Source organism: Salinifilum aidingensis (assembly GCF_054782015.1).
In genome coordinates, this window is the sequence record NZ_BAAGTH010000019.1 from 84,108 (window position 1) to 104,702 (window position 20,595).

General features: G+C 73.4%; 18 protein-coding genes. 1 reads left to right on the plus strand and 17 read right to left on the minus strand.

Going from position 1 to position 20,595, the window contains the following annotated elements; all coding sequences use genetic code 11:
- Window positions 1–234: 234 nt before the first annotated feature.
- Window positions 235–2,310 (plus strand): S9 family peptidase, encoded by a 2,076-nt coding sequence (locus tag ACYVJE_RS21300; protein ID WP_461145852.1) that lies wholly within the window; start codon window positions 235–237, stop codon window positions 2,308–2,310.
- Window positions 2,311–2,465: 155 nt separating this feature from the next.
- Here ACYVJE_RS21300 and ACYVJE_RS21305 read toward each other — a convergent pair whose 3' ends face one another.
- From ACYVJE_RS21305 to ACYVJE_RS21385, 17 genes are all read right to left on the minus strand, one after another.
- Window positions 2,466–3,308, minus strand: coding sequence for an aldo/keto reductase (locus tag ACYVJE_RS21305; RefSeq protein WP_461145853.1), 843 nt, complete (start codon window positions 3,306–3,308; stop codon window positions 2,466–2,468).
- Window positions 3,305–4,714 (minus strand): ribosome biogenesis GTPase Der, encoded by a 1,410-nt coding sequence (der, locus tag ACYVJE_RS21310; RefSeq protein WP_461145854.1) that lies wholly within the window; start codon window positions 4,712–4,714, stop codon window positions 3,305–3,307. Before der ends, ACYVJE_RS21305 begins: the two co-directional genes overlap by 4 nt.
- Entirely contained in the window at window positions 4,711–5,388 is a 678-nt protein-coding gene (locus tag ACYVJE_RS21315; RefSeq protein WP_461145855.1) for a lysophospholipid acyltransferase family protein, read from the minus strand. The genes der and ACYVJE_RS21315 overlap by 4 nt, the downstream gene beginning before the upstream one ends.
- A complete protein-coding gene (cmk, locus tag ACYVJE_RS21320; RefSeq protein ID WP_461145856.1) occupies window positions 5,385–6,119 on the minus strand; it encodes a (d)CMP kinase in 735 nt (244 codons plus the stop codon). Before cmk ends, ACYVJE_RS21315 begins: the two co-directional genes overlap by 4 nt.
- Before the next feature lie 134 nt (window positions 6,120–6,253).
- Window positions 6,254–7,012: a pseudouridine synthase gene (locus ACYVJE_RS21325; RefSeq protein WP_461145857.1), complete on the minus strand. Its 759-nt coding sequence runs from the start codon at window positions 7,010–7,012 to the stop codon at window positions 6,254–6,256.
- Window positions 7,002–7,814 (minus strand): SMC-Scp complex subunit ScpB, encoded by an 813-nt coding sequence (scpB, locus tag ACYVJE_RS21330; protein WP_461145863.1) that lies wholly within the window; start codon window positions 7,812–7,814, stop codon window positions 7,002–7,004. Before scpB ends, ACYVJE_RS21325 begins: the two co-directional genes overlap by 11 nt.
- Before the next feature lie 107 nt (window positions 7,815–7,921).
- The gene (locus tag ACYVJE_RS21335) at window positions 7,922–8,770 is read right to left on the minus strand and encodes a segregation and condensation protein A (protein ID WP_459160005.1); all 849 of its coding nucleotides are present in this window, start codon (window positions 8,768–8,770) and stop codon (window positions 7,922–7,924) included.
- A 248-nt stretch (window positions 8,771–9,018) separates the two neighbouring features.
- Window positions 9,019–9,975 carry a ParA family protein gene (locus ACYVJE_RS21340; RefSeq protein ID WP_459155935.1) on the minus strand — a complete coding sequence of 319 codons (957 nt, stop codon included), beginning with the start codon at window positions 9,973–9,975 and terminating at the stop codon, window positions 9,019–9,021.
- A gap of 132 nt (window positions 9,976–10,107) precedes the next feature.
- On the minus strand, window positions 10,108–11,049 hold the full coding sequence (gene xerD, locus ACYVJE_RS21345; protein WP_461145858.1) for a site-specific tyrosine recombinase XerD: 942 nt from the start codon (window positions 11,047–11,049) through the stop codon (window positions 10,108–10,110).
- A gap of 3 nt (window positions 11,050–11,052) precedes the next feature.
- Window positions 11,053–11,709, minus strand: a complete 657-nt coding sequence (locus ACYVJE_RS21350) for an NUDIX domain-containing protein (RefSeq protein WP_459160006.1) — start codon at window positions 11,707–11,709, stop codon at window positions 11,053–11,055.
- 144 nt (window positions 11,710–11,853) lie between these two features.
- Window positions 11,854–13,557 carry a CTP synthase gene (locus ACYVJE_RS21355; protein ID WP_459155937.1) on the minus strand — a complete coding sequence of 568 codons (1,704 nt, stop codon included), beginning with the start codon at window positions 13,555–13,557 and terminating at the stop codon, window positions 11,854–11,856.
- Window positions 13,558–13,797: 240 nt separating this feature from the next.
- Window positions 13,798–15,582: a DNA repair protein RecN gene (gene recN, locus ACYVJE_RS21360; protein ID WP_461145859.1), complete on the minus strand. Its 1,785-nt coding sequence runs from the start codon at window positions 15,580–15,582 to the stop codon at window positions 13,798–13,800.
- 116 nt (window positions 15,583–15,698) lie between these two features.
- Window positions 15,699–16,604 carry an NAD kinase gene (locus ACYVJE_RS21365; protein ID WP_459155939.1) on the minus strand — a complete coding sequence of 302 codons (906 nt, stop codon included), beginning with the start codon at window positions 16,602–16,604 and terminating at the stop codon, window positions 15,699–15,701.
- Window positions 16,601–17,446 carry a TlyA family RNA methyltransferase gene (locus tag ACYVJE_RS21370; protein WP_459155940.1) on the minus strand — a complete coding sequence of 282 codons (846 nt, stop codon included), beginning with the start codon at window positions 17,444–17,446 and terminating at the stop codon, window positions 16,601–16,603. Before ACYVJE_RS21370 ends, ACYVJE_RS21365 begins: the two co-directional genes overlap by 4 nt.
- A gap of 5 nt (window positions 17,447–17,451) precedes the next feature.
- Window positions 17,452–17,682: a hypothetical protein gene (locus ACYVJE_RS21375; protein WP_459155941.1), complete on the minus strand. Its 231-nt coding sequence runs from the start codon at window positions 17,680–17,682 to the stop codon at window positions 17,452–17,454.
- A gap of 88 nt (window positions 17,683–17,770) precedes the next feature.
- A complete protein-coding gene (locus ACYVJE_RS21380) occupies window positions 17,771–18,832 on the minus strand; it encodes an HAD-IIA family hydrolase (protein ID WP_461145860.1) in 1,062 nt (353 codons plus the stop codon).
- Entirely contained in the window at window positions 18,829–20,211 is a 1,383-nt protein-coding gene (locus ACYVJE_RS21385; RefSeq protein ID WP_461145861.1) for a tetratricopeptide repeat protein, read from the minus strand. Before ACYVJE_RS21385 ends, ACYVJE_RS21380 begins: the two co-directional genes overlap by 4 nt.
- Window positions 20,212–20,595: the final 384 nt, after the last annotated feature.

Below are 20,595 nucleotides of genomic sequence, written 5' to 3' on the forward strand. Positions count from 1 at the left end.
GCGCGCGCGGAGCGCGCACGCCCGCGCCGCGGCAGTCGGTGCCGAGCCGCTCGCAGCACCGCTCGCCCGCCCCGGCGGACAACCGCTCGCCTCCGGTCCGCTGCACACACCGCGCGTGATTGTTCCGCACCGATCGTGACGCCCCGTGCACGACGCGCGCAGCACCCGGACTGCGACGCGGACGAGTGAACACCTGCGTGTCGGTGCGGGGAGCGGACCTGGCAGGCTTTCGGTATGGCGTCCGAGTCGTTTCCCCGTCACAGCGCGCGGACCCAAGGCTTCACGCTGGGAGCCCCGCGCACCAGCACGGTCTGCCCCGCCGCGGACCTCGTGGTCTTCCTGCGCTCGCACGGCCCCACCGATCGGAGCAATGCGCTGTGGGCCCTGGACCTGGACACCGGCGCGGAACGGGTCCTCGCCGACCCGGCGGCGCTGCAGGGGGACGACGAACCCACCGAGGCCGAGAAGGCGCGGCGGGAGCGCGCACGCGAACGGGCCACCGGAATCACCGGCTACGCCACCGATTCCCGCGGCGGCCTCGCCGTGTTCGCCCTCTCCGGCGACGTCTTCGCCACGCAGCTGCCGAGCGGGAGCACCCGTCCGGTCGTGCGTTCGACCGACGCGGCCGACCCGCGTCCGTCCCCGGACGGGAGCCGCCTCGCCTACCTCAGCGGCGGACGCCTGCACGTGGCCACAGTGGACGGATCGGTCGACCGCGCGCTCTCCCCCGCCGAGGACGCGGCGACGTGGGGCTACGCGGAGTTCATCGCGGCCGAGGAGATGCGCCGCTCCCGCGGGTACTGGTGGTCCCCGGACGGCGAGGCGATCCTCGCCACCCGCGTGGACGAGACCCCGGTGGACCAGTGGTACCTGGCCGACCCGACCGAACCGGCCGCACCGCCCCGCGAAGTGCGCTACCCGGCCGCGGGCACGGCCAACGCCGACGTGCGCGCCGCGGTGCTGTGGCTGGACGGACGGCACGTCGACGTCCGCTGGGACCGGGTGAACTTCCCGTACCTGGTCGCCGCGCACTGGTCCCCGCACGGCCCCCCGCTGCTGGCGGTGCAGACGCGCGACCAGCGCACCCAGCTCGTGCTCGCCCTCGACCCGCACACCGGGCAGACCCGCGAAATCCACCGGGACACGGACGAGCACTGGGTCGAGATCAAGATCGGTTGGCCCGCGTGGACCCCCGACGGCCGGCTCGTGCGCATCGCCGCCGACGGTGACTGCTACCGCCTCGTGGTCGGCGACGAGGCCTGGACCGCGGCACCACTGCAGGTGCACCGCATCATCGACGTGGACGAGGACGTGCTCGTCGCCGGATCCGAGGACGACCCGGCCGAAGTGCACCTGTACCGGGTCACCGCCGACGGCCCGGAACGGCTCACCCGCGAGCCGGGGGTGCACGGCGGCACGCGGGCCGGTGACGTCACCGTCATCGCGCGCAGCGGCATCGACGCGCCGCGCACCACCACGACCGCGTACCGCGGCGCAGCGGAGGTGGCCACGCTGGCCAACCACGCCGACGCCCCGCGGATGGACCTGCGGGTGAACCTGCTGCGGCTCGGTGCGCGGGACCTGCGCAGCGCACTGCTGCTGCCGAGCGGGCAGGACCGCGCCGAGGGGCCGCTGCCCGTGCTGGTCGACCCCTACGGCGGCCCGCAGGCGCAACGGGTGCTGGCCCAGCAGCAGGGCTACTTCACCTCGCAGTGGTTCGCCGACCAGGGGTTCGCGGTGCTCGTCACCGACGGGCGCGGCACGGGCGGGCGCGGCCCCGCGTGGGACCGCGCCGTCTCCGGCGACCTCGCCGGCCCGCCGCTGCAGGACCAGGTCGACGCGCTGCACGCGGCGGCCGAGCAGCACCCCGAGCTCGACCTGGCGCGCGTGGCCGTCCGCGGCTGGTCGTTCGGCGGCTACCTCGCCGCGCTCGGCGTGCTGCGGCGGCCGGACGTGTTCCACGCGGCGGTGATCGGGGCCGGCGTGGCCGACTGGTGCCTCTACGACACGCACTACACCGAGCGCTACCTCGGCGACCCGCGGGAGCACCCGGAGGTGTACGAGGCGAACTCGCTGCTGCGGGAGGCCGGCGAGCTCACCCGGCCGACGCTGATCGTGCACGGCACGGTCGACGACAACGTGGCCTTCGCGCACGCGCTGCGCCTGTCGCGCGCGCTGACGGCGGCGGCGCGTCCGCACGCCCTGCTGCCGCTGCCCGGGGTGACGCACATGCCGACCGACGAGTCCACCCTGGAGCAGCTGCTGCTCATGCAGGTGGACTTCCTGCACCGGTCGCTGGGGCCGGGCTGAGCACCAAGACGTCTTTGGTGGGTCATCGGACGACTGCGTTGCGGAGTAGCTGCAAGCTCCTCATCTCGACACGGCAGCTCCCAGCTGCTCCGACCGCCCACCCCGCATGGGAACCGGGCAGCAACAAACCTCCAACGAAGTCCCGTCGGCCCGAGTCAGAGGATCTCCAGCGGCACCGGCCCGGCCGGTGCGGGGAAGGCCTCGTCGAGCTCGGCCACGTCCGCTGTGGACAGTTCGATCCCCAGCGCGCGCACGTTCTCGGCCACGTGCTCCGGCGTCGCCGCCTTGGGGATGGCGCACACCCCGTCGCCGGAAAGCACCCAGGCCAGGGCGATCTGGGCCGGAGAGGCCCCGTGCCGCTCGGCGACGCGCTGCAGCGCCGCGGATCCGAGCACGCGTCCCTGCTCGATCGGCGAGTACGCCATGACCGGCAGGGAGTGCTCGCGGCACCACGGCAGCAGGTCGTGCTCGATGCCGCGGCGCGTGAGGTTGTACAGCACCTGGTTCGCGGCCACCTGGCGGCCCAGCTCGTGCTGCCACAGCTCCGCCACGTCGTCGGGGTCGAAGTTGCTCACCCCGAACGCGCGGATCTTGCCGTCGGCGCGGAGCTGGTCGAACGCCTCCAGCGTCTCCTGCAGCGGCGTGCCGCCGCGCCAGTGCAGCAGGTACAGGTCGATCCGGTCGGTGCCGAGCCGCCGCAGGCTGCGCTCGCAGGCCTCGACGGTGCCCTTCGCCGTGGCGTTGTGCGGGTAGACCTTGCTGACCACGAACGCCTCGTCCCGGCGGCCGTCCAGGGCGGTGCCGAGGACTTCCTCGGCACCGCCGTTGCCGTACATCTCCGCGGTGTCGATCAGCCGCAGCCCGAGGTCCAGGCCGTGCCGCAGCGCCGCCACCTCGTCCGAGCGGCGCGCCGCGCGCTCGCCCATGCCCCACGTGCCCTGCCCGAGCGCGGGAAGACCGCCATCACCCAGCACGCGCACCGTTGCCACCTCCGTCACCGGCTCTTGCTGCTCTCCCGCACGCGGACGGACAGCCGCACCGGGCTGCCGACGAAGCCGAACCGCTCGCGGAAGCTGCGTTCCAGGAACCGACGGTAACCCGGTTCCAACCGCCCCGTGCTGAACACCACCACGGTCGGCGGCTGCGCCTGCGCCTGCGTGGCGAACAGGATCTTCGGCTGCTTGCCACCGCGCACCGGCGGCGGCTTCGCCGCCACGAGCTCGCTGATCCAGGCGTTGAGCTGGCCGGTGGACACGCGCTGGTCCCACGACTCCAGCGCGCGGCGCAGCGTCGGCGCCATCTTGGACACCGCGCGTCCGGTGTGCGCGGAGACGTTGACCCGCTCGGCCCAGCGCACCCGCACCAGGTCCCGGTCGATCTCCTTCTCCAGCCGGCGACGCCGCTCGTTGTCGACGAGGTCCCACTTGTTGTAGGCGATGACCAGGGCGCGCCCGGCGTCCTCGACCATGCTGATCACGCGCAGGTCCTGCTCGCTCAGCGGCTCGGAACCGTCGATGAGCACGATGGCCACCTCGGCGGCCTCGATCGCGTGGCGCGTGCGCAGCGAGGCGTAGTACTCGGTGCCGCGGGCGGTCTTCACGCGCTTGCGCAGGCCCGCGGTGTCCACGAACCGCCAGGTCTCGCCGCCGAGCTCCACGAGCGAGTCCACCGGGTCGACCGTCGTTCCGCCGACCTCGTCGACCACCGCGCGCTCCTCACCGGTGAGCCGGTTGAGCAGGCTGGACTTGCCCACGTTGGGCTTGCCGACCAGGGCGACGCGCCGCGGGCCGGCGCTGCGCCCCCGGTCGCGGGGTGTTTCCGGCAGCGCCTCGAGCACCGCGTCCAGCAGGTCACCGGAGCCGCGCCCGTGCAGACCGCTGACGGGCCGCGGCTCGCCGAGCCCCAGCGACCACAGCTCGTGCACCTCGTTCGCGGTGCGCTGGTCGTCGACCTTGTTCGCCGCGAGCAGCACCGGCTTGCGCGAGCGGCGCAGCACGCGGGCCACGGCCTGCTCGCCCTCGGTGATGCCCACTTGGGCGTCGACGGCGAACACGATGGCGTCCGCCGCGGCCACGGCCAGTTCGGCCTGCTGCGTGATGGCGGCCTGCCGCCCGGAAGCCTGCGGGTCCCACCCGCCGGTGTCCACGATCGTGAACCACCGGTCGTTCCACAGCGCGTCGTAGGCCACGCGGTCCCGGGTCACGCCCGGGGTGTCCTGCACGACCGCCTCGCGCCGGCCGATCAGCCGGTTCACCAGGGTCGACTTGCCCACGTTGGGCCGCCCCACCACGGCCACCACCGGCTGGGCCGGGACGGACGGCTCGCCCTCGGCCGGTTCGAAAGCATCGGCCACCGCCCAGTCGGACTCGTCCGACCACGTGCCGTCTAGCGACTCGTCGGTCACGCTTGTTTCCCTCTCCGCTGATCGTTGTTCTGGTCGGCGACCAGCTCGTCGAGCGCGACCACCAGGTCCACCAACTCCGAGCGCACCCGGTCGGTCGCCGCACGCAGGCCGACGCGCCCCTTCTCGCTCGGCAGCTCGACGGGTTCGCCGAAGAGCACGTCGACCCGGGGCCGCAACCGCGGCCACCGGCCCGGCCGCGCGGTGCCCCGGCACGCCACCGGGAGCACCGGCGCCTGCGCGGTGCGGGCGAGCCACGCGGCGCCGTTCTGCGCGTTGTCCACTTCACCCGTGCCGCGGGTTCCCTCCGGGAACACGGCCACGGTCCCACCGTGGCGCAGCACGCGAACCGCCGCGAGCAGCGGGGTCCGGTCGGGCTCGCCGCGGCGCACCGCCAGCTGCCCGATCCGCCGCAGGAACCACCCGACCGGACCGCGGAACATCTCCGCCTTGATGAGGAAGACCACGTCGCGGGGCAGCACCCCGAACAGCAGCGGCCCGTCGACCAGGGCCGAGTGGTTCGCCACGAGCACCACGGGACCGGAACGCGGAACCCGGTCGGCCCGGTGCACGCGCAGCCGGTAGGCGGAGCCGAGCATCCGCGCGAAGCGCCGTCCGCCGCGGTGCAGCGCGAGCCGCGCGCCTTCCGGCAGGTGCTGCTGGTCTTCCTTCCTCACCCGGCCGTCCGTTCCGAGGCCGACGGGGCGCAGTCCCCGAGCAACCCCCGCGCTTCGACGAGTTCGTGCAGCCGGGTGAGCACCTCGGCCACACCGAGCTCGGTGGTGTCCAGTTCCACGGCGTCGGTGGCCTGCCGCATCGGCGAGGCGCTCCGGCCCGCGTCGCGCTGGTCCCGGCGCCGCACCTGCTCGGCGGTGCTGGGCACGTCGCCGCTGCGGCCGGCTGCGGCGTCCTGGGCGGTGCGGCGCTGCGCCCGCGCGTCGGTGCTGGCCGTGAGGAAGACCTTCAACCGCGCGTCGGGGACGACGGCCGTGCCGATGTCGCGGCCCTCGACGACGATGCCGCCGGGGCCGTCGAGGGCCCCGCGCACCTCGGCGCGCTGCTGCTCCACGAGCACCTCACGCACCGCGGGGATCGCCGACACGGCCGAGACCGCCCCGGTCACCTCGGCGCCGCGGATCTCCGCCTCCACCTCGGCCCCGTCGAGCAGCACCGCGGGCCGGTCCGGCTCGGTCCGCACGCTCAGCAGGGCGGTGCGCACGACGCGTTCGACCTCGACCGCGTCGGCCGGGTCGACCTCCGCGCGCAGGACCGCCAACGTCGCCGCCCGGTACATCGCGCCGGTGTCGAGGTACTTCGCCCCCAGCTCGGTCGCGAGCCGTCGAGCCACCGTGGACTTGCCGGTACCCGAAGGCCCGTCGAGCGCCACCACACCGCGTAGCTGTGCCACCGTCGCTTGTCCCTCCCTGAACTGGCGGTCCCACCGGGGTCCATTCTGCCTGCCGGGCAGTGGTGATCCCCACGTGCCTCGGCATCGACGGCGCCGCTCGCCCCGCGCGTGCGCCGGCGGCGCGGAGGCCGGTGTCACAGCCCGACGGACTTGTACAGCGCTCCCATCTCACGCTGGTTGAGCGGCCGGATCGCGCCGGGGCGCTCGTCGGTGAGCCGCACGTTGCCGATCGCGGTGCGCACCAGCCGCTGCACGGGCAGCCCCACGTGCTTGAGCATGCGGCGCACGATGCGCTTGCGGCCCTCGTGCAGCACGAGCTCGACCATGGCCCGCTTCGGCACCTGGTCGACGAGCTTGAAGCGCGACACGCGCACCAGGCCGTCCTCGAGCTCCACCCCCTCGCGCAGCGTCCTGGCCATGTCCTTCGGCACGGTGCCCTGCACCTCGGCCAGGTAGGTCTTGGGGACCTCGTAGGAGGGGTGCATCACCCGGTTGGCCAGTTCACCGTCGTTGGTCAGCAGCAGCATGCCCTCGGTGTCCTGGTCCAGGCGCCCCACGTGGAACAGCTTGCCGTCCTTCTTGCTCAGGTAGTCGCCGAGGCACGGGCGGCCCTGGTCGTCGGACATCGTGCAGAGGATGCCGCGCGGCTTGTTCAGCATGAGCACCCGCACGTCGTTGGTGAGGAACACCCGCGCGCCGTCGACGTGCACGGTGGCCGTGCTCGGGTCGACTCGCCGTCCCAGCTCGGTGACGGCCTCCCCGTTGACCTGGATACGGCCCTCGACGATCATCTGCTCGGTTTCCCGGCGGGAGGCCACACCGGCGTTCGACAGCGCTTTCTGCAGCCGAACGCCTTCGGCGTCGGCAGAAACGGAAGGGTCCTTAGACGTCATCAATCGCATCCACTTCGGGCAACAAGGGGGCCAGTGGCGGCAGCTCCTTCAGCGACGACAAGCCGAGCCGCTCCAGGAACAGCTCCGTCGTGCAGTACAGGAGGCCACCGGTTTCCTGATCGGTCCCGGCCTCTTCGACCAGGCCTCGACCCACCAGGGTACGGATAACGCCATCGACGTTCACACCGCGTACCGCTGCCACGCGGGAGCGGGTCACGGGCTGGCGGTAGGCGACCACGGCGAGCGTCTCCATCGCGGCGCGCGTGAGCTTGCTGCGCTGACCGTCGAGCAGGTAGCGCTCGACGTACGGCGCGTAGCGCTCGCGCGTGTACATCCGCCAGCCGTCGCCGACGTGCCGCAGGTCGATCCCCCGGTTCGCGGCCGCGTACCCGTCGGACAGCCGGTGCAGGGCCGTGCGCACCCGGGCCACCGGCTGCTGCAGGGTCTCGGCGAGCAGCTGCTCGCCGGCGGGGGCGTCGACGACGAGCAGCAGCGCTTCCAGCGCGCAGTCCAGGTCCTCGTCGGTGTCCAGGGCCGGCGGTTCGGGAGCGCTCTCCACGGCCCGGTGCGCCGCGGCGGGCCCACCGCCACCGCCCTCGGTGCCACCGTCCTCGGTGGGCCACGTCCCGGTGGTGCCCGCGGAAGCCGCACCGGTGCCGGTGCTCTCCGCACCTGCGGTGCTGCCGGAGCCCCCGGCGTCTCCGGTGCGCCCGACGTCCTCGCCGCCTCCGGCGTCCTCGGCGGGAGAGGTGGCATCGGCCGCGCCTCCCACCGGAGGAACCCCGGGACCATACGTGTCCACAGTGGATTCATCTGGATCCGCTGTGGACGGTTCCGTCCGCTGCACCGCGCCCTCCGCCGGCGCGGGCGGTGGTGCGCCGCTCTCGTCGTGCCCGTGGGGCTGGCTGCTCACCCGTACTCCTCGTCGTCCTGTCGCGCCAGTTCCGCGTCCGCCTGCGCCCGCGCCTCCTGCAGGCTGCCGCCCGCCCACCGGATCGACAACGTGGCCAGCGGTGCTTCCTGCTCGAACAGGATCACCTGCTCGCGGTACAGCTCCAGCAGCGCCAGGAAGCGCGCGACGACCTCGATGGTGTGGCCGCAGTCGGAGACCAGACCGGCGAAGGTCGCCTCGCCGCGCTCGGCCAGGCGCACCCGCAGCAGCGCGACGTGCTCCCGCACGGAGACCTGGTGCTGGTGCAGGTGCTCCAGCGACACGGCCGGTGGCGGTTGCGGCCGGAACACCGAGGCGGCGATCTCCGCGAACCGCTCCGGGCCGACGCCCAACCGCACCTTCGGCAGCAGGTTGGCGAACCGGTCCTCCAGCGAGACCGCGCGCGGGTAGCGCCGCAGCGCACCCGCTTCCAACTCGCTGAACAGCTCGGCGACCTGCTTGTACGCACGGTACTGCAGCAGCCGCGCGAACAGCAGGTCCCGCGCCTCCAGCAGCGCCAGGTCCTCCTCGTCCTCCACCTCGGCCGCGGGCAGCAGCCGCGCCGCCTTGAGGTCGAGCAACGTCGCCGCGACGACGAGGAACTCGGTGGTCTCGTCCAAGTCCCACTGCTGCCCGAGAGCTTTGGTGTAGGCGAGGAACTCGTCGGTGACCCGGTGCAGCGCCACCTCGGTGACGTCCATCTCGTGCTGCGAGATGAGCTGCAGCAGCAGGTCGAACGGCCCTTCGAAGTTGTCGAGCCGCACGGTGAACCGCCCGCCCGAGCCGGACTCGTCCGCCTCCGGCTCGCCCGCGGCGAGTTCGGACAGCTCGGAATCGGTCACGCGGCGGCCCCCTGTACGACGGTGTTCTCCGGCGGTGCCGCGGGCCAGGAGGACACCGGTCCGCGTCCCGGCCCCTCGGCCGCCCCTCCCCGCCGGGCTGCGGCGCGGGAGGGGCGTGCGCACCGGACCCGGCGATGATACTCCGCGGCCGCACCGGCCGGACCGCCCGTTGCCGGTCGGCGCCCTGCTCCCCCTGCCGCCCGCACCCCCTCCGAGCAGGCAGAACGGGCGCCTCAGCGCGCGATGACCTCCCGCGCGAGCGAGCGGTACGACTTCGCCCCGGCCGAACGGGGAGCCCATCGGGTGATCGGCTCGCCCGCCACCGTCGTCTCCGGGAACCGCACGGTCCGGTTGATCACGCTGTCGAAGACGATGTCGCCGAACGCCTCCACGACCCGCTGCATAACTTCCCGCGAGTGCAGTGTGCGCGGATCGAACATCGTGGCGAGGATCCCGGAGATCTCCAGGTCCGGGTTCAGCCGGTCGCGCACCTTCTCGATCGTGTCGATGAGCAGCGCGACGCCGCGGAGGCTGAAGAACTCGCACTCCAGCGGGATGATCACGCTGTGGGCCGCCGCCAGCGCGTTGACCGTCAGCAGCCCCAGCGACGGCTGGCAGTCGACGAGGACGTAGTCGTACTCCTTGGCGGCGCTGCGCAGCGCCCGCTGCAACGCCTGCTCCCGCCCCACCTCGGCGACGAGCTGCACCTCGGCCGCGGACAGGTCGATGTTGCTCGGCAGCAGATCCATGCCGTCGACCGAGGTCTGCTGGACGATCTCCTCGAGCTTCGCCGAGCTCTCCATGATCACGTTGTGGATCGTGCGGTCCAGCTGGTGCGGCTGAACCCCCAGCCCCACCGACAGCGCACCCTGCGGATCGAAGTCCACCAGCAGCACGCGGCGGCCGTACTCGGCCAGCGCCGCCCCCAGGTTGATCGTCGAAGTGGTCTTGCCCACACCGCCCTTCTGGTTGCACATGGCCACGATGGACGCAGGGCCGTGCCCCTCCAGCATCGGCGGTTCGGGGATCTGGCGACGGGGTCGTCCGGTGGGCCCGAGCCCGCGGGCCGCCCCGGGCGCGAGGTCGACCTCCTCCTCGGAACTCGATCCCGTTCCGGTCGAATCCGGGGCGATGCTCAGGTCGACCGCGCCCCGCGACCGCCCATCGGCGGAGGGCTGCGGTTGCGACATGGCGATCCTGACTCCTTCGTTAGCCGGTGGCGATCACAATGCAGCCTAGGTGGCGTTCACGACCTGCGGCAACGCGCCTCGCCGTGGTGTGCCGAACAACCGTCCGGCACAGCGGCCCGATTCGCCCGCCCGCTAGCCTCGGGCGCGCGGGTGCGACGTCGCGTAGACCTCGCGCAGCGTGGTCACCGTGACCATGGTGTACACCTGCGTCGTCGCCACCGAGGCGTGGCCGAGCAGCTCCTGGACGACCCGCACGTCGGCACCCCCTTCCAGCAGGTGCGTCGCGAAGGAGTGCCGCAGCACGTGCGGCGAGACCTCGCTGGTGATCCCGGCGCGCTCGGCCGCGGCCTTCAGGGCGTGCCACGCGCTCTGCCGCGACAGGCGCGATCCGCGGGAATTGAGGAACACGGCGGAACTCCCGCGCCCCCGCGCGGCCAGAACCGGACGAGCGCGGACGAAGTAGGCGTCCAGCGCCTCCAGGGCGGGCCTCCCCACCGGCACCAGGCGCTGGTGCCCGCCCTTGCCGGTGAGGATCACCGTGCGCTCGCCCACGTCCAGGTCGTCCACGTCCAGCCCCACGGCTTCGGAGATGCGCGCACCCGTGGAGTACAGCAGCTCCAGCAGGGCCCGGTCGCGCAGCTCGTGCGGGCGCTGCCCGGTGGCGTGCTCCAGCAGCCGCGCGACCTCGTCGACCGCCAGCGCGCGCGGCAGCGACCGCGGTGGGGCCACCGGCGCCACCTCGCGCGCCACGTCCGCGGCCAGCATCCCCTCCGCCTGCGCGAAGCGGTGCAGCCCGCGGGTCGCGACGAGCGTGCGCGCCACCGAGGACCGCGCCAGCGGACGGCGGTCACCGCTCGGGTGGGACAGGTCGGCCTGGAAGTCGGCCAGGTGCTGCGCCGTGACGGACGCGAGGTCGGTGACGCCGCGTTCGGCCAGGAACGCGGCGTAACGCCGCAGATCCCGCCGGTAGGCCTCGAGCGTGCTGCGCGCCGCGCCGCGCTCGACCGTCAGGTGCTCGAGATACCGGGTGATGGCCGCGCGCACCGCCTCCGGCAGCTCCTCCTGCTCCGGCACGGTTCACTCCGCGCGCTCGTGCCCGGCCGCACCGCCCCGCTGGGCGAACCGGCGCGGCCGGTCCTGCCACGAGGCGTCCGCCGGCCGCGGCCGGTGGACCCCGTCCCGCACGGCCCGCGCCGCCAGCAGCCCGGACACGGCGGGGGCGTTGACGATCTCCCCGTCGAAGACCATGGCCACGGCCTCGTCGAGCGGCACCGACGTGACCGTCAGGTCGGCCTCCTCGTCGGCCGCGGCCGGCGGGAGGTCCACCGCGCGCAGCTGCCGCGCCAGGAACACCCGCACGCTCTCATCGGTGAAACCGGGCGAGGAGGCCACGTCCACCAGCACCGACCACTCGTCGGCGTCCAGGCCGACCTCCTCGGCCAGCTCGCGGCGCGCCGCCTCCACCGAGCTCTCCGCGTCGACGTCGAGCAGCCCGGCCGGCAGCTCCCACAGCCGCCGTCCCAGGGGGTAGCGGTACTGGTGGATCAGCGTGACCCGCTCGTCCTCGTCGAGGGCCAGCACCGCCACGGCCCCGTAGTGCTCGACGACCTCGCGCCGCGCGCGGCGACCGCCGGGCATGTCCACCTCGTCGGCCCGCAGGGCCAGGATGGTGCCGACGTAGATGTCCTCGCTGCCGGCCACGGTGAAGTCGTGCGCGCCGTTGGTGCGCCCCACGCCGCCCGGTGCGGCGCCGGCCCCCGCCCTGTCGGTTCGGGTGCTGTCGGTTCCGGTGTTGTCGGCTTCGGTGTTGTCCGCGTGCACGCGGCCCAGCCTAGTACCGATCAGCGCCGCAGGGCCCGCACCGGCGGCGCGGCCAGGTCAGGAGGCGCCCGACGTGCGCGGCGCCTCGGGCAGGTCCACCGGCAGCCGCTCGGCCGCGCGGTAGTCCAGCGCGGCGCGCACGAACGCGGCGAACAGCGGGTGCGGCCGGGTCGGCCGGCTCTTCAGCTCGGGGTGGGCCTGGGTGCCGACGAAGAACGGGTGCTGCTCGCGCTCGAGCTCGACGAACTCGACGAGCCGCCCGTCCGGCGAGGTCCCCGAGCACAGCAACCCGGCCTTGCGCAGGTCCTCCCGGTAGTTGTTGTTGACCTCGTAGCGGTGCCGGTGCCGCTCGGCGATGTCGGACTCGCCGTAGGCCTCGCCCACCAGCGAACCGGGCTCCAGCCGCGCCGGGTAGGACCCGAGCCGCATCGTGCCGCCCATGTCGCGGTCCCCGCTGAGCACGTCGCGCTGGTCGGCCATGGTGCTGATCACCGGGTGCTGGCAGGGCTCCTCGAACTCCGCCGAGTTCGCCCGCTCCAGCCCGGCCAGCGACCGCGCCGCCTCGATGACCATGCACTGCAGTCCCAGGCACAACCCCAGCGTGGGGATGCCGTTCGTGCGGGCGTACCGGAGCGCGCCGAGCTTGCCCTCGATGCCGCGGACGCCGAAGCCACCGGGCACGAGCACGCCGTCCATGCCGGCCAGCGCCTGCGCCGCGCCCGACTCGGTCTCGCACGAGTCGGACGGCACCCAGGAGATCTCCACTTTGGCCCGGTGGTGGAAACCGCCCGCGCGCAACGCTTCGGTCACCGACAGGTACGCGTCGGGCAGGTCGACGTACTTGCCGACGAGCGCGATCCGCACGCGCTCGGACGGGTTGTGCACGCTGTCCAGCAGGTCCGTCCACACCGACCAGTCGACGTCGCGGAACGGCATGCCGAGCCGGCGCACCAGGTAGGCGTCCAGCCCCTCGGCGTGCAGCACCCGCGGGATGTCGTAGATCGACGGGGCGTCCGGGCAGGCGACCACGCCGTCGGTGTCCAGATCGCACATGAGCGCGATCTTGTCCTTGAGGTCCTCAGGCAGATCGCGGTCGGCGCGGCAGACCAGCGCGTCCGGCTGGATGCCGATGTTGCGCAGCGAGGCCACCGAGTGCTGCGTCGGCTTCGTCTTCAGCTCGCCCGACGGGGCCAGGTAGGGCACCAGCGAGACGTGCAGGAAGAAGCAGTTGTCCCGCCCCACCTCGTGGCGGATCTGGCGACAGGCCTCCATGAACGGGAGCGACTCGATGTCACCGACGGTGCCGCCCACCTCGGTGATCACCACGTCCGGCGCTCGCCCGCTGTCGTCCGGCTCGCCCATCGCCATGACGCGCGACTTGATCTGGTCGGTGATGTGCGGGATCACCTGCACCGTGTCCCCCAAGTACTCGCCGCGGCGCTCCTTGGCGATCACCGACGAGTACACCTGCCCGGTCGTGACGTTGGCGTTGCGCGTCAGCGCCCGGTCCAGGAACCGCTCGTAGTGGCCGATGTCGAGATCGGTCTCCGCCCCGTCCTCGGTGACGAACACCTCGCCGTGCTGGAACGGGTTCATCGTCCCAGGGTCGACGTTGAGGTACGGGTCCAGTTTCTGCATCGTCACCCGCAGGCCACGAGCCGTCAGCAACTCACCCAGGCTCGCCGCGGTCAGACCTTTGCCCAGCGAAGAGGCAACGCCCCCGGTCACGAAAACATGCTTGATCGCGCGTGCGTGCGGCACCAAAAAGCTCCCCGTGGTTAAGCCGTCGCCGGGCTGTCGTCCCGCCCGGTTCGAAGGATCTCTCTGCACTGTGACGGTTGCGGCTGCTTGGCCGGGCCCGTCGCTCCCACGGAATTCCAGCCTATCGCACGAGTTCACCCGAACGCACCGCCTGGTGCAGGCCGCGTACACCTCCCGGCCGATTCCCCCGCGGCCGGGCGGCGGACCCGCCCTGCCCAGCGGCGGACCACCGAACCGCGATCACGACCCGCGCTCGCGGGAACGCCCCCGGCGGTAGTGGGCCTTGTCCCGCTCGGCGGTGTGCAGCAGCTCCTCGGCGTGGGCCCGCCCCGTCTCGGTGGAGTCCAGCCCGGCGAGCATGCGCGCCAGCTCGGCCACGCGTTCGTCATCGGCCACCGTGCGCACGTCGCTGCGGGTGAGCCCTTCGTCACCATCGCCCTTGTCGACCACGAGGTGGCGGTCGGCGTAGGCGGCGACCTGCGGCAGATGCGTGACCACCACCACCTGGTGACTGGCGGCGAGCCGGGCCAGCCGCCGACCGATCTCCACCGCGGCGCGGCCACCGACGCCGGCGTCGACCTCGTCGAACACGAGGGTGGGCACCGTGTCGGCGTCGGCGAGCACCACCTCCAGCGCAAGCATCACGCGGGAGAGCTCACCTCCCGATGCCCCCTTGTGCAGCGGTGCCGAGGCCGCCCCGGAGTGCGGCAGCAGCCGGAGCTCGACGTCGTCCACCCCGTCCCTGCCCGCGTGCAGCACCGCGTCATCGACGGTCAGCGCGTGCTCGTCGCCGGTCTCGGCCGTCCGCGGCCGCACCGCGACCTCCAGCCGCGCCTGCGCCATGGCCAGGCCCTGCAACTCCTCGGTCACCGCCGTGGCGAGCCGTTCGGCGCTGCTGCGGCGGATCTCGGTCACCGCCCGCGCGTGCCCGACCAGCTCGCCGGCCAGCTCGTCGCGCCGGCGCGCCAGTTCGGCCAGCGCCTCCTCCGAGGTGTCCAGGCCGGCGAGGCGCTCCCGCGCCTGCTCGGCCCAGCTGAGCACACCGTCCACATCAGCGGCGTACTTGCGCGTCAGCTGCTTGAGCTCGGCCTGGCGGGCCAGCACCTGCTCCAGGCGGTCCGGATCGGCGTCCAACCGCTGCAGGTAGGCGCTGAGCTCCGCGTCGACGTCGGCGAGCACCGTCGCGGCCTCGGCCACCCGGGGCTCCAGGTCCCGCAGCTGCTGGTCCTCGACACCCCCGAGCGCCCGCCGCACCTGCCCCAGCAGGCCGAGGGCCCCGGGCAGGTCGGGATCCCCGTCGGCCGCTCCGGACAGGGCGGTCTGCGCCACCGCGGCTTGCTCCCGCAGCTGGTCCGCGTCGGAGAGCCGCCGCGCCTCGGCCACCAGCTCGCCGTCCTCGCCCGGTTCGGGCGCCACCGACTCGATCTCGGACAGGCCGTGCCGCAGCAGGTCGGCCTCCCGGGCCATCTCGCGGGAGCGCTCCGTGCGCTCGGTGAGTTCGCGGATCGTCGCGGCCCACTGCTCCCGCACGCGCCGGTACTCCGCCAGTGGCTCGCGGATCTCCTCACCGGCGAAGCGGTCGAGCACCGCGCGCTGCTCGCCGGAGCGCAGCAGCCGCAGCTGATCGTTCTGCCCGTGCACCGCGAGCACCTGGTCGGCCACCTCGGCCAGCACGGTGTTCGGCACCGACCGCCCCCCGAGGTGGGCCCGCGAGCGCCCGTCACCGGACACGCTGCGCACGGCGATGAGACTGCCGTCCTCGTCGGTCTCCGCGCCCGCGTCGGCCCCGGCCTTGACCGCGTGCGCCGCAGCGTCACCCTCGAACCGGCCCTCCACCACGGCCCGCTTCGCACCGGCCCGCACGCGCGAGGAGTCCGCGCGCCCGCCGCCGAGCAGGTGCAGCCCTGTGACCACCATCGTCTTGCCGGCCCCGGTCTCACCGGTCACGACGGTCAGGCCCGGGTGCAGCTCGAGCGTGGCGTCGTCGATGACGCCCAATCCCTGGATGCGCATCTCCGCCAACACAGCACGCACCCTAGCGGGTGATGATCCGCCTCGGCGCGGTGCCAGGCCCGCGGCCGCCGACCACCCGAGCGGCGCCACCCGGCCGCCCGCAGACCGCGCGACTCCGCCGCTGCCGGTCACGGGCGTTCCGGTGCCGCGGCGGGGCCGCGCCAGCCCTGGACCGGCAGCTCGAACTTGCGCACCAGCCGGTCGGTGAAGGCGGTGTCGTGCAACCGCACCAGGCGCAGCGGCTCGCCCCCGGCGACCACCTCCACCCGCGAACCGGGCGGCAGGTCGACGTGGCGCTGCCCGTCGCAGGACAGCACCGCGTCGTGGCCGTTGTGGTCGACCTCCAGCGCCACCAGCGAGTCCTGGGCGATCACCAGCGGGCGCGCGAACAGCGCGTGCGCGTTGCTCGGCACCACCAGCAACGCGTGCACCTCCGGCCACACCACGGGGCCGCCCGCCGAGAACGCGTAGGCCGTGGACCCCGTGGGGGTGGAGCACAGCACGCCGTCGCAGCCGAACGCGGAGACGGGGTGCCCGTCCACCTCGACGACGACGTCGAGCACGCGCTCCCGGCTCGACTTCTCCACGCTCGCCTCGTTCAGGGCCCACGTGCGGCACAGCACGTGGCTGTCCAGGCTCGCGGTGACCTCCACGGTCATCCGCTCCTCGACGGTGTAGCGGCCCTCGACGACCGCGCGGACCGCCTCGTCCAGCGCATCGGAATCGGCACCGGCGAGGAAGCCCACCCGGCCGAGGTTCACGCCGAACACGGGCACGCCGCTGCCGTAGGCCAGGTCCGCGGCGCGCAGCAGCGTGCCGTCGCCGCCGAGCACGAGGACCAGCTCGGTGCCGACAGCGGCGTCCCTGCCCGGTGCGACGACCTTGTCGTAGCACTCCGAGTTCAGCAGCGGCGCCTCCTCGGCCAGCACCCGCACGCGCATCCCGGCGCCGATGAGCTGCCCGGCGACCTTCTCCGCCGTGCGCAGGTTGTACTGCTTGCCGGAGTGCACCACCAGCAGCACTTCGCGGGTCACGTGGCACTCCCTTGCCGGTGCGCGCTTGCATCGACGTTCTGCGGGCCGCGGCGCACCGCCTCGCGCACCGCCGAGGCCGCGTCGACGCCGCTGTCCGCCGCCCGCAGCCAGGCGAAGAACTCGACGTTGCCGGACGGCCCGGGCAGCGGGCTGGCGGCGACGCCGCGCAGGCCCCAGCCGTGCTCCTCGGCGAACCGGACGACGTCCAGTACCGCCTCGGCGCGCAGCTCGTCGTCCCGCACCACGCCGCCGGAGCCGAGGCGCTCCCTGCCCACCTCGAACTGCGGCTTGATCATCGGCAGGAGATCGGCGCCCCCACGGGCGCAGCTCGTCAGCGCCGGCAGCACCAGCCGCAGCGAGATGAACGAGAGATCGGCCACGATCAGGTCCACCGGCTCGCCGATCGTCCCCGGTTCGAGGAACCGCACGTTCGTGCGCTCGTGCACCTGCACGCGTTCGTCCGTGCGCAGCTTCCAGTCCAGCTGGCCGTAGCCGACGTCCACGGTGACGACGCTGCCCGCCCCGCGCCGCAGCAGCACGTCGGTGAAGCCGCCGGTGGAAGCGCCGGCGTCGAGGCAGCGGCGCCCGGCCACCGACAGCCCCCGGGGTTCGAAGGCCTCGAGCGCGCCGAGGAGTTTGTGCGCGCCGCGCGAAGCCCACCGGGGGTCGTCGTCCTCGGCGACGACGACCGGGGCGTCCCGCTCGACCGCCGTCGCCGCCTTCCGCGCCACCATGCCCCGCACCGTGACGCGCCCGGCGGAGACGAGGTCGTTCGCGTGTTCGCGCGAACGCGCCAGTCCGCGACGAACCAGCTCAGCGTCCAAACGAGCCCTGCGCGGCACCGGTGTCAGCTCCTGTCGCTCGTCCCCGACAAGTACGTGTCCGCGGTGCTCAACGCGTCCGTCAACGCGTTGTGCACCGCTTCGAAACGGCGCACGTGCTCGGCCACCGGCCGCTCGCGCGCAGCGTCGAGCTCCGCGAGGGCCGTGTGGATGGCCGCGATCACCGCCTCCTCGTCGCCGTCCGCCGAGGACGCGGCCGCCGGGACCTCGGGGTCCGGATCCTGTGGACCTGTCATGCGTCCACGCTAGCGGAATCGTCCGGCCCGAGGACATCACGCCCGCGGGCACGTCCGGTCGAACGCCGTCTCCGCGAAACGCACCGCATCACGGTCCCTCCGGGGTCCCCGAGAGCCCCAACCGCGCGAGCACCTCGCGGGCGCCCGCGTCCCGCGCCCGCACCGCAACCGGACCGCTCCCGGCGCTCCACCGGGCCGCGCACAGCGACCGCAGCGCGGCGAGCTGCTCCGCACCTCCCCCGGATCCCTCCGGGACCTCGGGGGGCTCGGAGTCCTCGGGGGCCGAGGCCAGCTCGACCACGTCCCCGGACACGCGACACGGCCACGCCGGATCCGCGGCGATGCGCACCCGCTCGGGCGGTTCGTGCAGCCCGGACAGGTCCGCGGCGAGGTACGCGGGTCGCTGTTCCGGGCCGGCGGCGAGCAGGTCAGCCGGGCGGCTGACGCCGGTGAGCACGAGCATGCCGGGCATGCCGGCACGCACGGCCCCGGCGATGTCGGTGTCCAGGCGGTCCCCGACGAACAGCGGCGATCGCGCACCGGCGGAGCGCGCCGCGGTGTCCAGCAGCGGGCGTTCCGGTTTCCCCGCCACGCGGGGGTTCCGACCGCTGGTGGCCTGCAGTGCGGCGACCAGGGAACCGTTGCCGGGCAGCTCGCCGCGTTCCGTCGGCAACGTCGCGTCCATGTTGGTCGCGATCCACAGTGCGCCCTCGTGCAACGCCAGCGCGGCCTCGGCCAGATCCGACCAGGTGATCTCCTGGGACAACCCCTGCACCACCGCGACCGGGTCCTCGGCGTGCCTGCGGACCGGGTGCAGCCCTGCCTTGTCCACTTCGGACTCGAGGGCCGCCGACCCCAGCACGAGCACGGCCGAGCTCGCGGGCAGGAGCTCGGCGAGCACCGCTGCCGCCGCCTGCGGACTGGTGCTCACCTCGACGCTGCGCACCGCCAGGCCCAGCTCACCGAGCTGGTGTGCCACGTCCTCGTCGGACTTCGACGCGTTGTTCGTGACGTACCGGAGCGCGACCCCGCGCCGCTGCACCTCGCGGATCGCCTCCGCGGCGCGCTCCACCAGAACACCGCCGCGGTACACGGTTCCGTCCAGGTCGAGCAGCACGGCGTCGTGCCCGGACAGCACGCTCTCCGTCACTCCTCCGACCCGTCCTCGGCGAGGGCGGACTCCCCCTCGGACGCTGCGGCTCCGCCGGCGCCGGGGGAATCGGAGCGCTCCGCGCCCGCGTGCGTCCCGGACGCCCCGGCCCCGTCCCCGTGGTCATCAGTGCCGTGGTCCTCAGGGCCGTCGTCCTCAGCACCGCCGGCATCGGAGCCCGAGCCCTCGATGGCCTGGTTGACGAGCTCGTTGGCGACTTCCGGACCACCCAGCCGCTCCACCAGCTCGTCGAGGCGCCCAGGAGCGTCGGTGTCCTCCTCGTCGTCGGCGTGCGCCGCGTGCACGAACCAGGTGAAGGACTCCTGCACGCGGCCCGCCGCCAGCAGGTTGTCGGCGTAGGCGTAGAACAGGCGCGCGCTCCACGGGTCCTGGCGCTGCGGGTCCAGCTCCGGGATCTGCAGGCTGACCACCGAGGCGTCGATCTCGCCGAGATCGCGCCGCGCCCCCGCGGCGACGATCCGCAGTTCGATCGCCTCGGCCCGCCCCAGTTCCGCGGCTTCCGGACTGCGGCTGAGCTCGATCGCCCGCTCGGGGCGGCCCATCGCGCGCTCCGCGTCGGCCATCAGGGCCACGTGCCCCGGTCCGCCGGAGAGCCGGCGGGCGGTGCGGAGCTCGTTGAGCGCTTCGTTCCACTCGGAAGCGTTGTAAGCGGCGACGCCGGCGGCCTCGCGCACCGAGGGGATGCGGGAGGCGCGCTTGCGCGCGTACCGCGCGTGCTCCAGGGCCTGCTGCGGATCGCTGTCGAGCAGGTAGCCCGTGGCGAGCAGGTGGGCGGCCACGTTGTCGGCCACGTGCTTCGGCAGCGGGCGCAGCTCGCGGCGCACCTCGTCCTGCACCTCAGCAGGATCGATCTCTTCCGGCAGCGTCGGCTCGACCGGGCCGGAACCGGTCGTCTTGGACGCCTCGGTCCGTGCCGGAGCCGAGCGGGACTTGTCAGTGCGCTGCTTCTGCGACTCCCGGTTCTGCCGTTGGGGCGGCTTCGATCCGGGGGCGTTCTTGGAACCTGCCTTGGTTCCCGCGGGGCTCTTCGGGCCGCGTCCGCCCTTCGGTCCCTGAGCGCCCTTCGGGCCGTGCTCGCCCCTCGGCTTGTCGAACCCCTTCTTCCCATCGCGTTTCGGGGGTCGCCCCGCGCCACCACCGGAACCCGCGAAGCCCGGTTTGCCGCCCTGCTTGTCGCGGGGCTCCTGCTTGCCGCGCGGCCCCTGCTTGTCGCGGGGCTCCTGCTTGTCGCGGGGACCCGGCTTACCACCCCTGGAGTGTTGCGGCTTCTTCGGATCGTGGCCGCGGTTCTGGTCCTGATTACGGCCGGCACCGGCCCCATGGCGAGCGCCGCTGCGCCTGTCTTCGGAACCGGACACCGAACCTCCTGAACTCGGAAAAAATCGATTGCTCACAGCTGAACCCATTTTATCGGGTCCCGGCGCAGCACCGGCGCTGCCGTGCCCGCGGCTGATGCGCACGCCTCACTCGCCCGACCACGCGGGGAACCAGGCCGGGTCAGGCCGAAGCAGTGAACATCGAGAACAGCGCCCGCGGTCTGCCAGCACGTGCGCACCGGACCACTCCTGAACCCGCCGCAGCCGGCCACTCGCCGAACCGTTCGGGACTGCCGAACGCTGCCGCGGTGACCCACCGCCGGGCCGGTGCGAGCTCAGCAGTCCGGAATGCCGCGCTGCCCTGGCAGGGGCAGCCAGGGCGGAGGAGGCACGAACACCACCATGCGGTGCTCGCCAGCTCCGGAA

Bases quoted from the DNA above. Each gene is read 5' to 3' on its own strand.
- ACYVJE_RS21300 (WP_461145852.1), top strand. From the start codon at position 235: ATGGCGTCCGAGTCGTTTCCCCGTCACAGCGCGCGGACCCAAGGCTTC.
- ACYVJE_RS21325 (WP_461145857.1), bottom strand. From the start codon at position 7,012: ATGACGTCTAAGGACCCTTCCGTTTCTGCCGACGCCGAAGGCGTTCGG.
- ACYVJE_RS21340 (WP_459155935.1), bottom strand. From the start codon at position 9,975: ATGTCGCAACCGCAGCCCTCCGCCGATGGGCGGTCGCGGGGCGCGGTC.
- ACYVJE_RS21375 (WP_459155941.1), bottom strand. From the start codon at position 17,682: ATGACAGGTCCACAGGATCCGGACCCCGAGGTCCCGGCGGCCGCGTCC.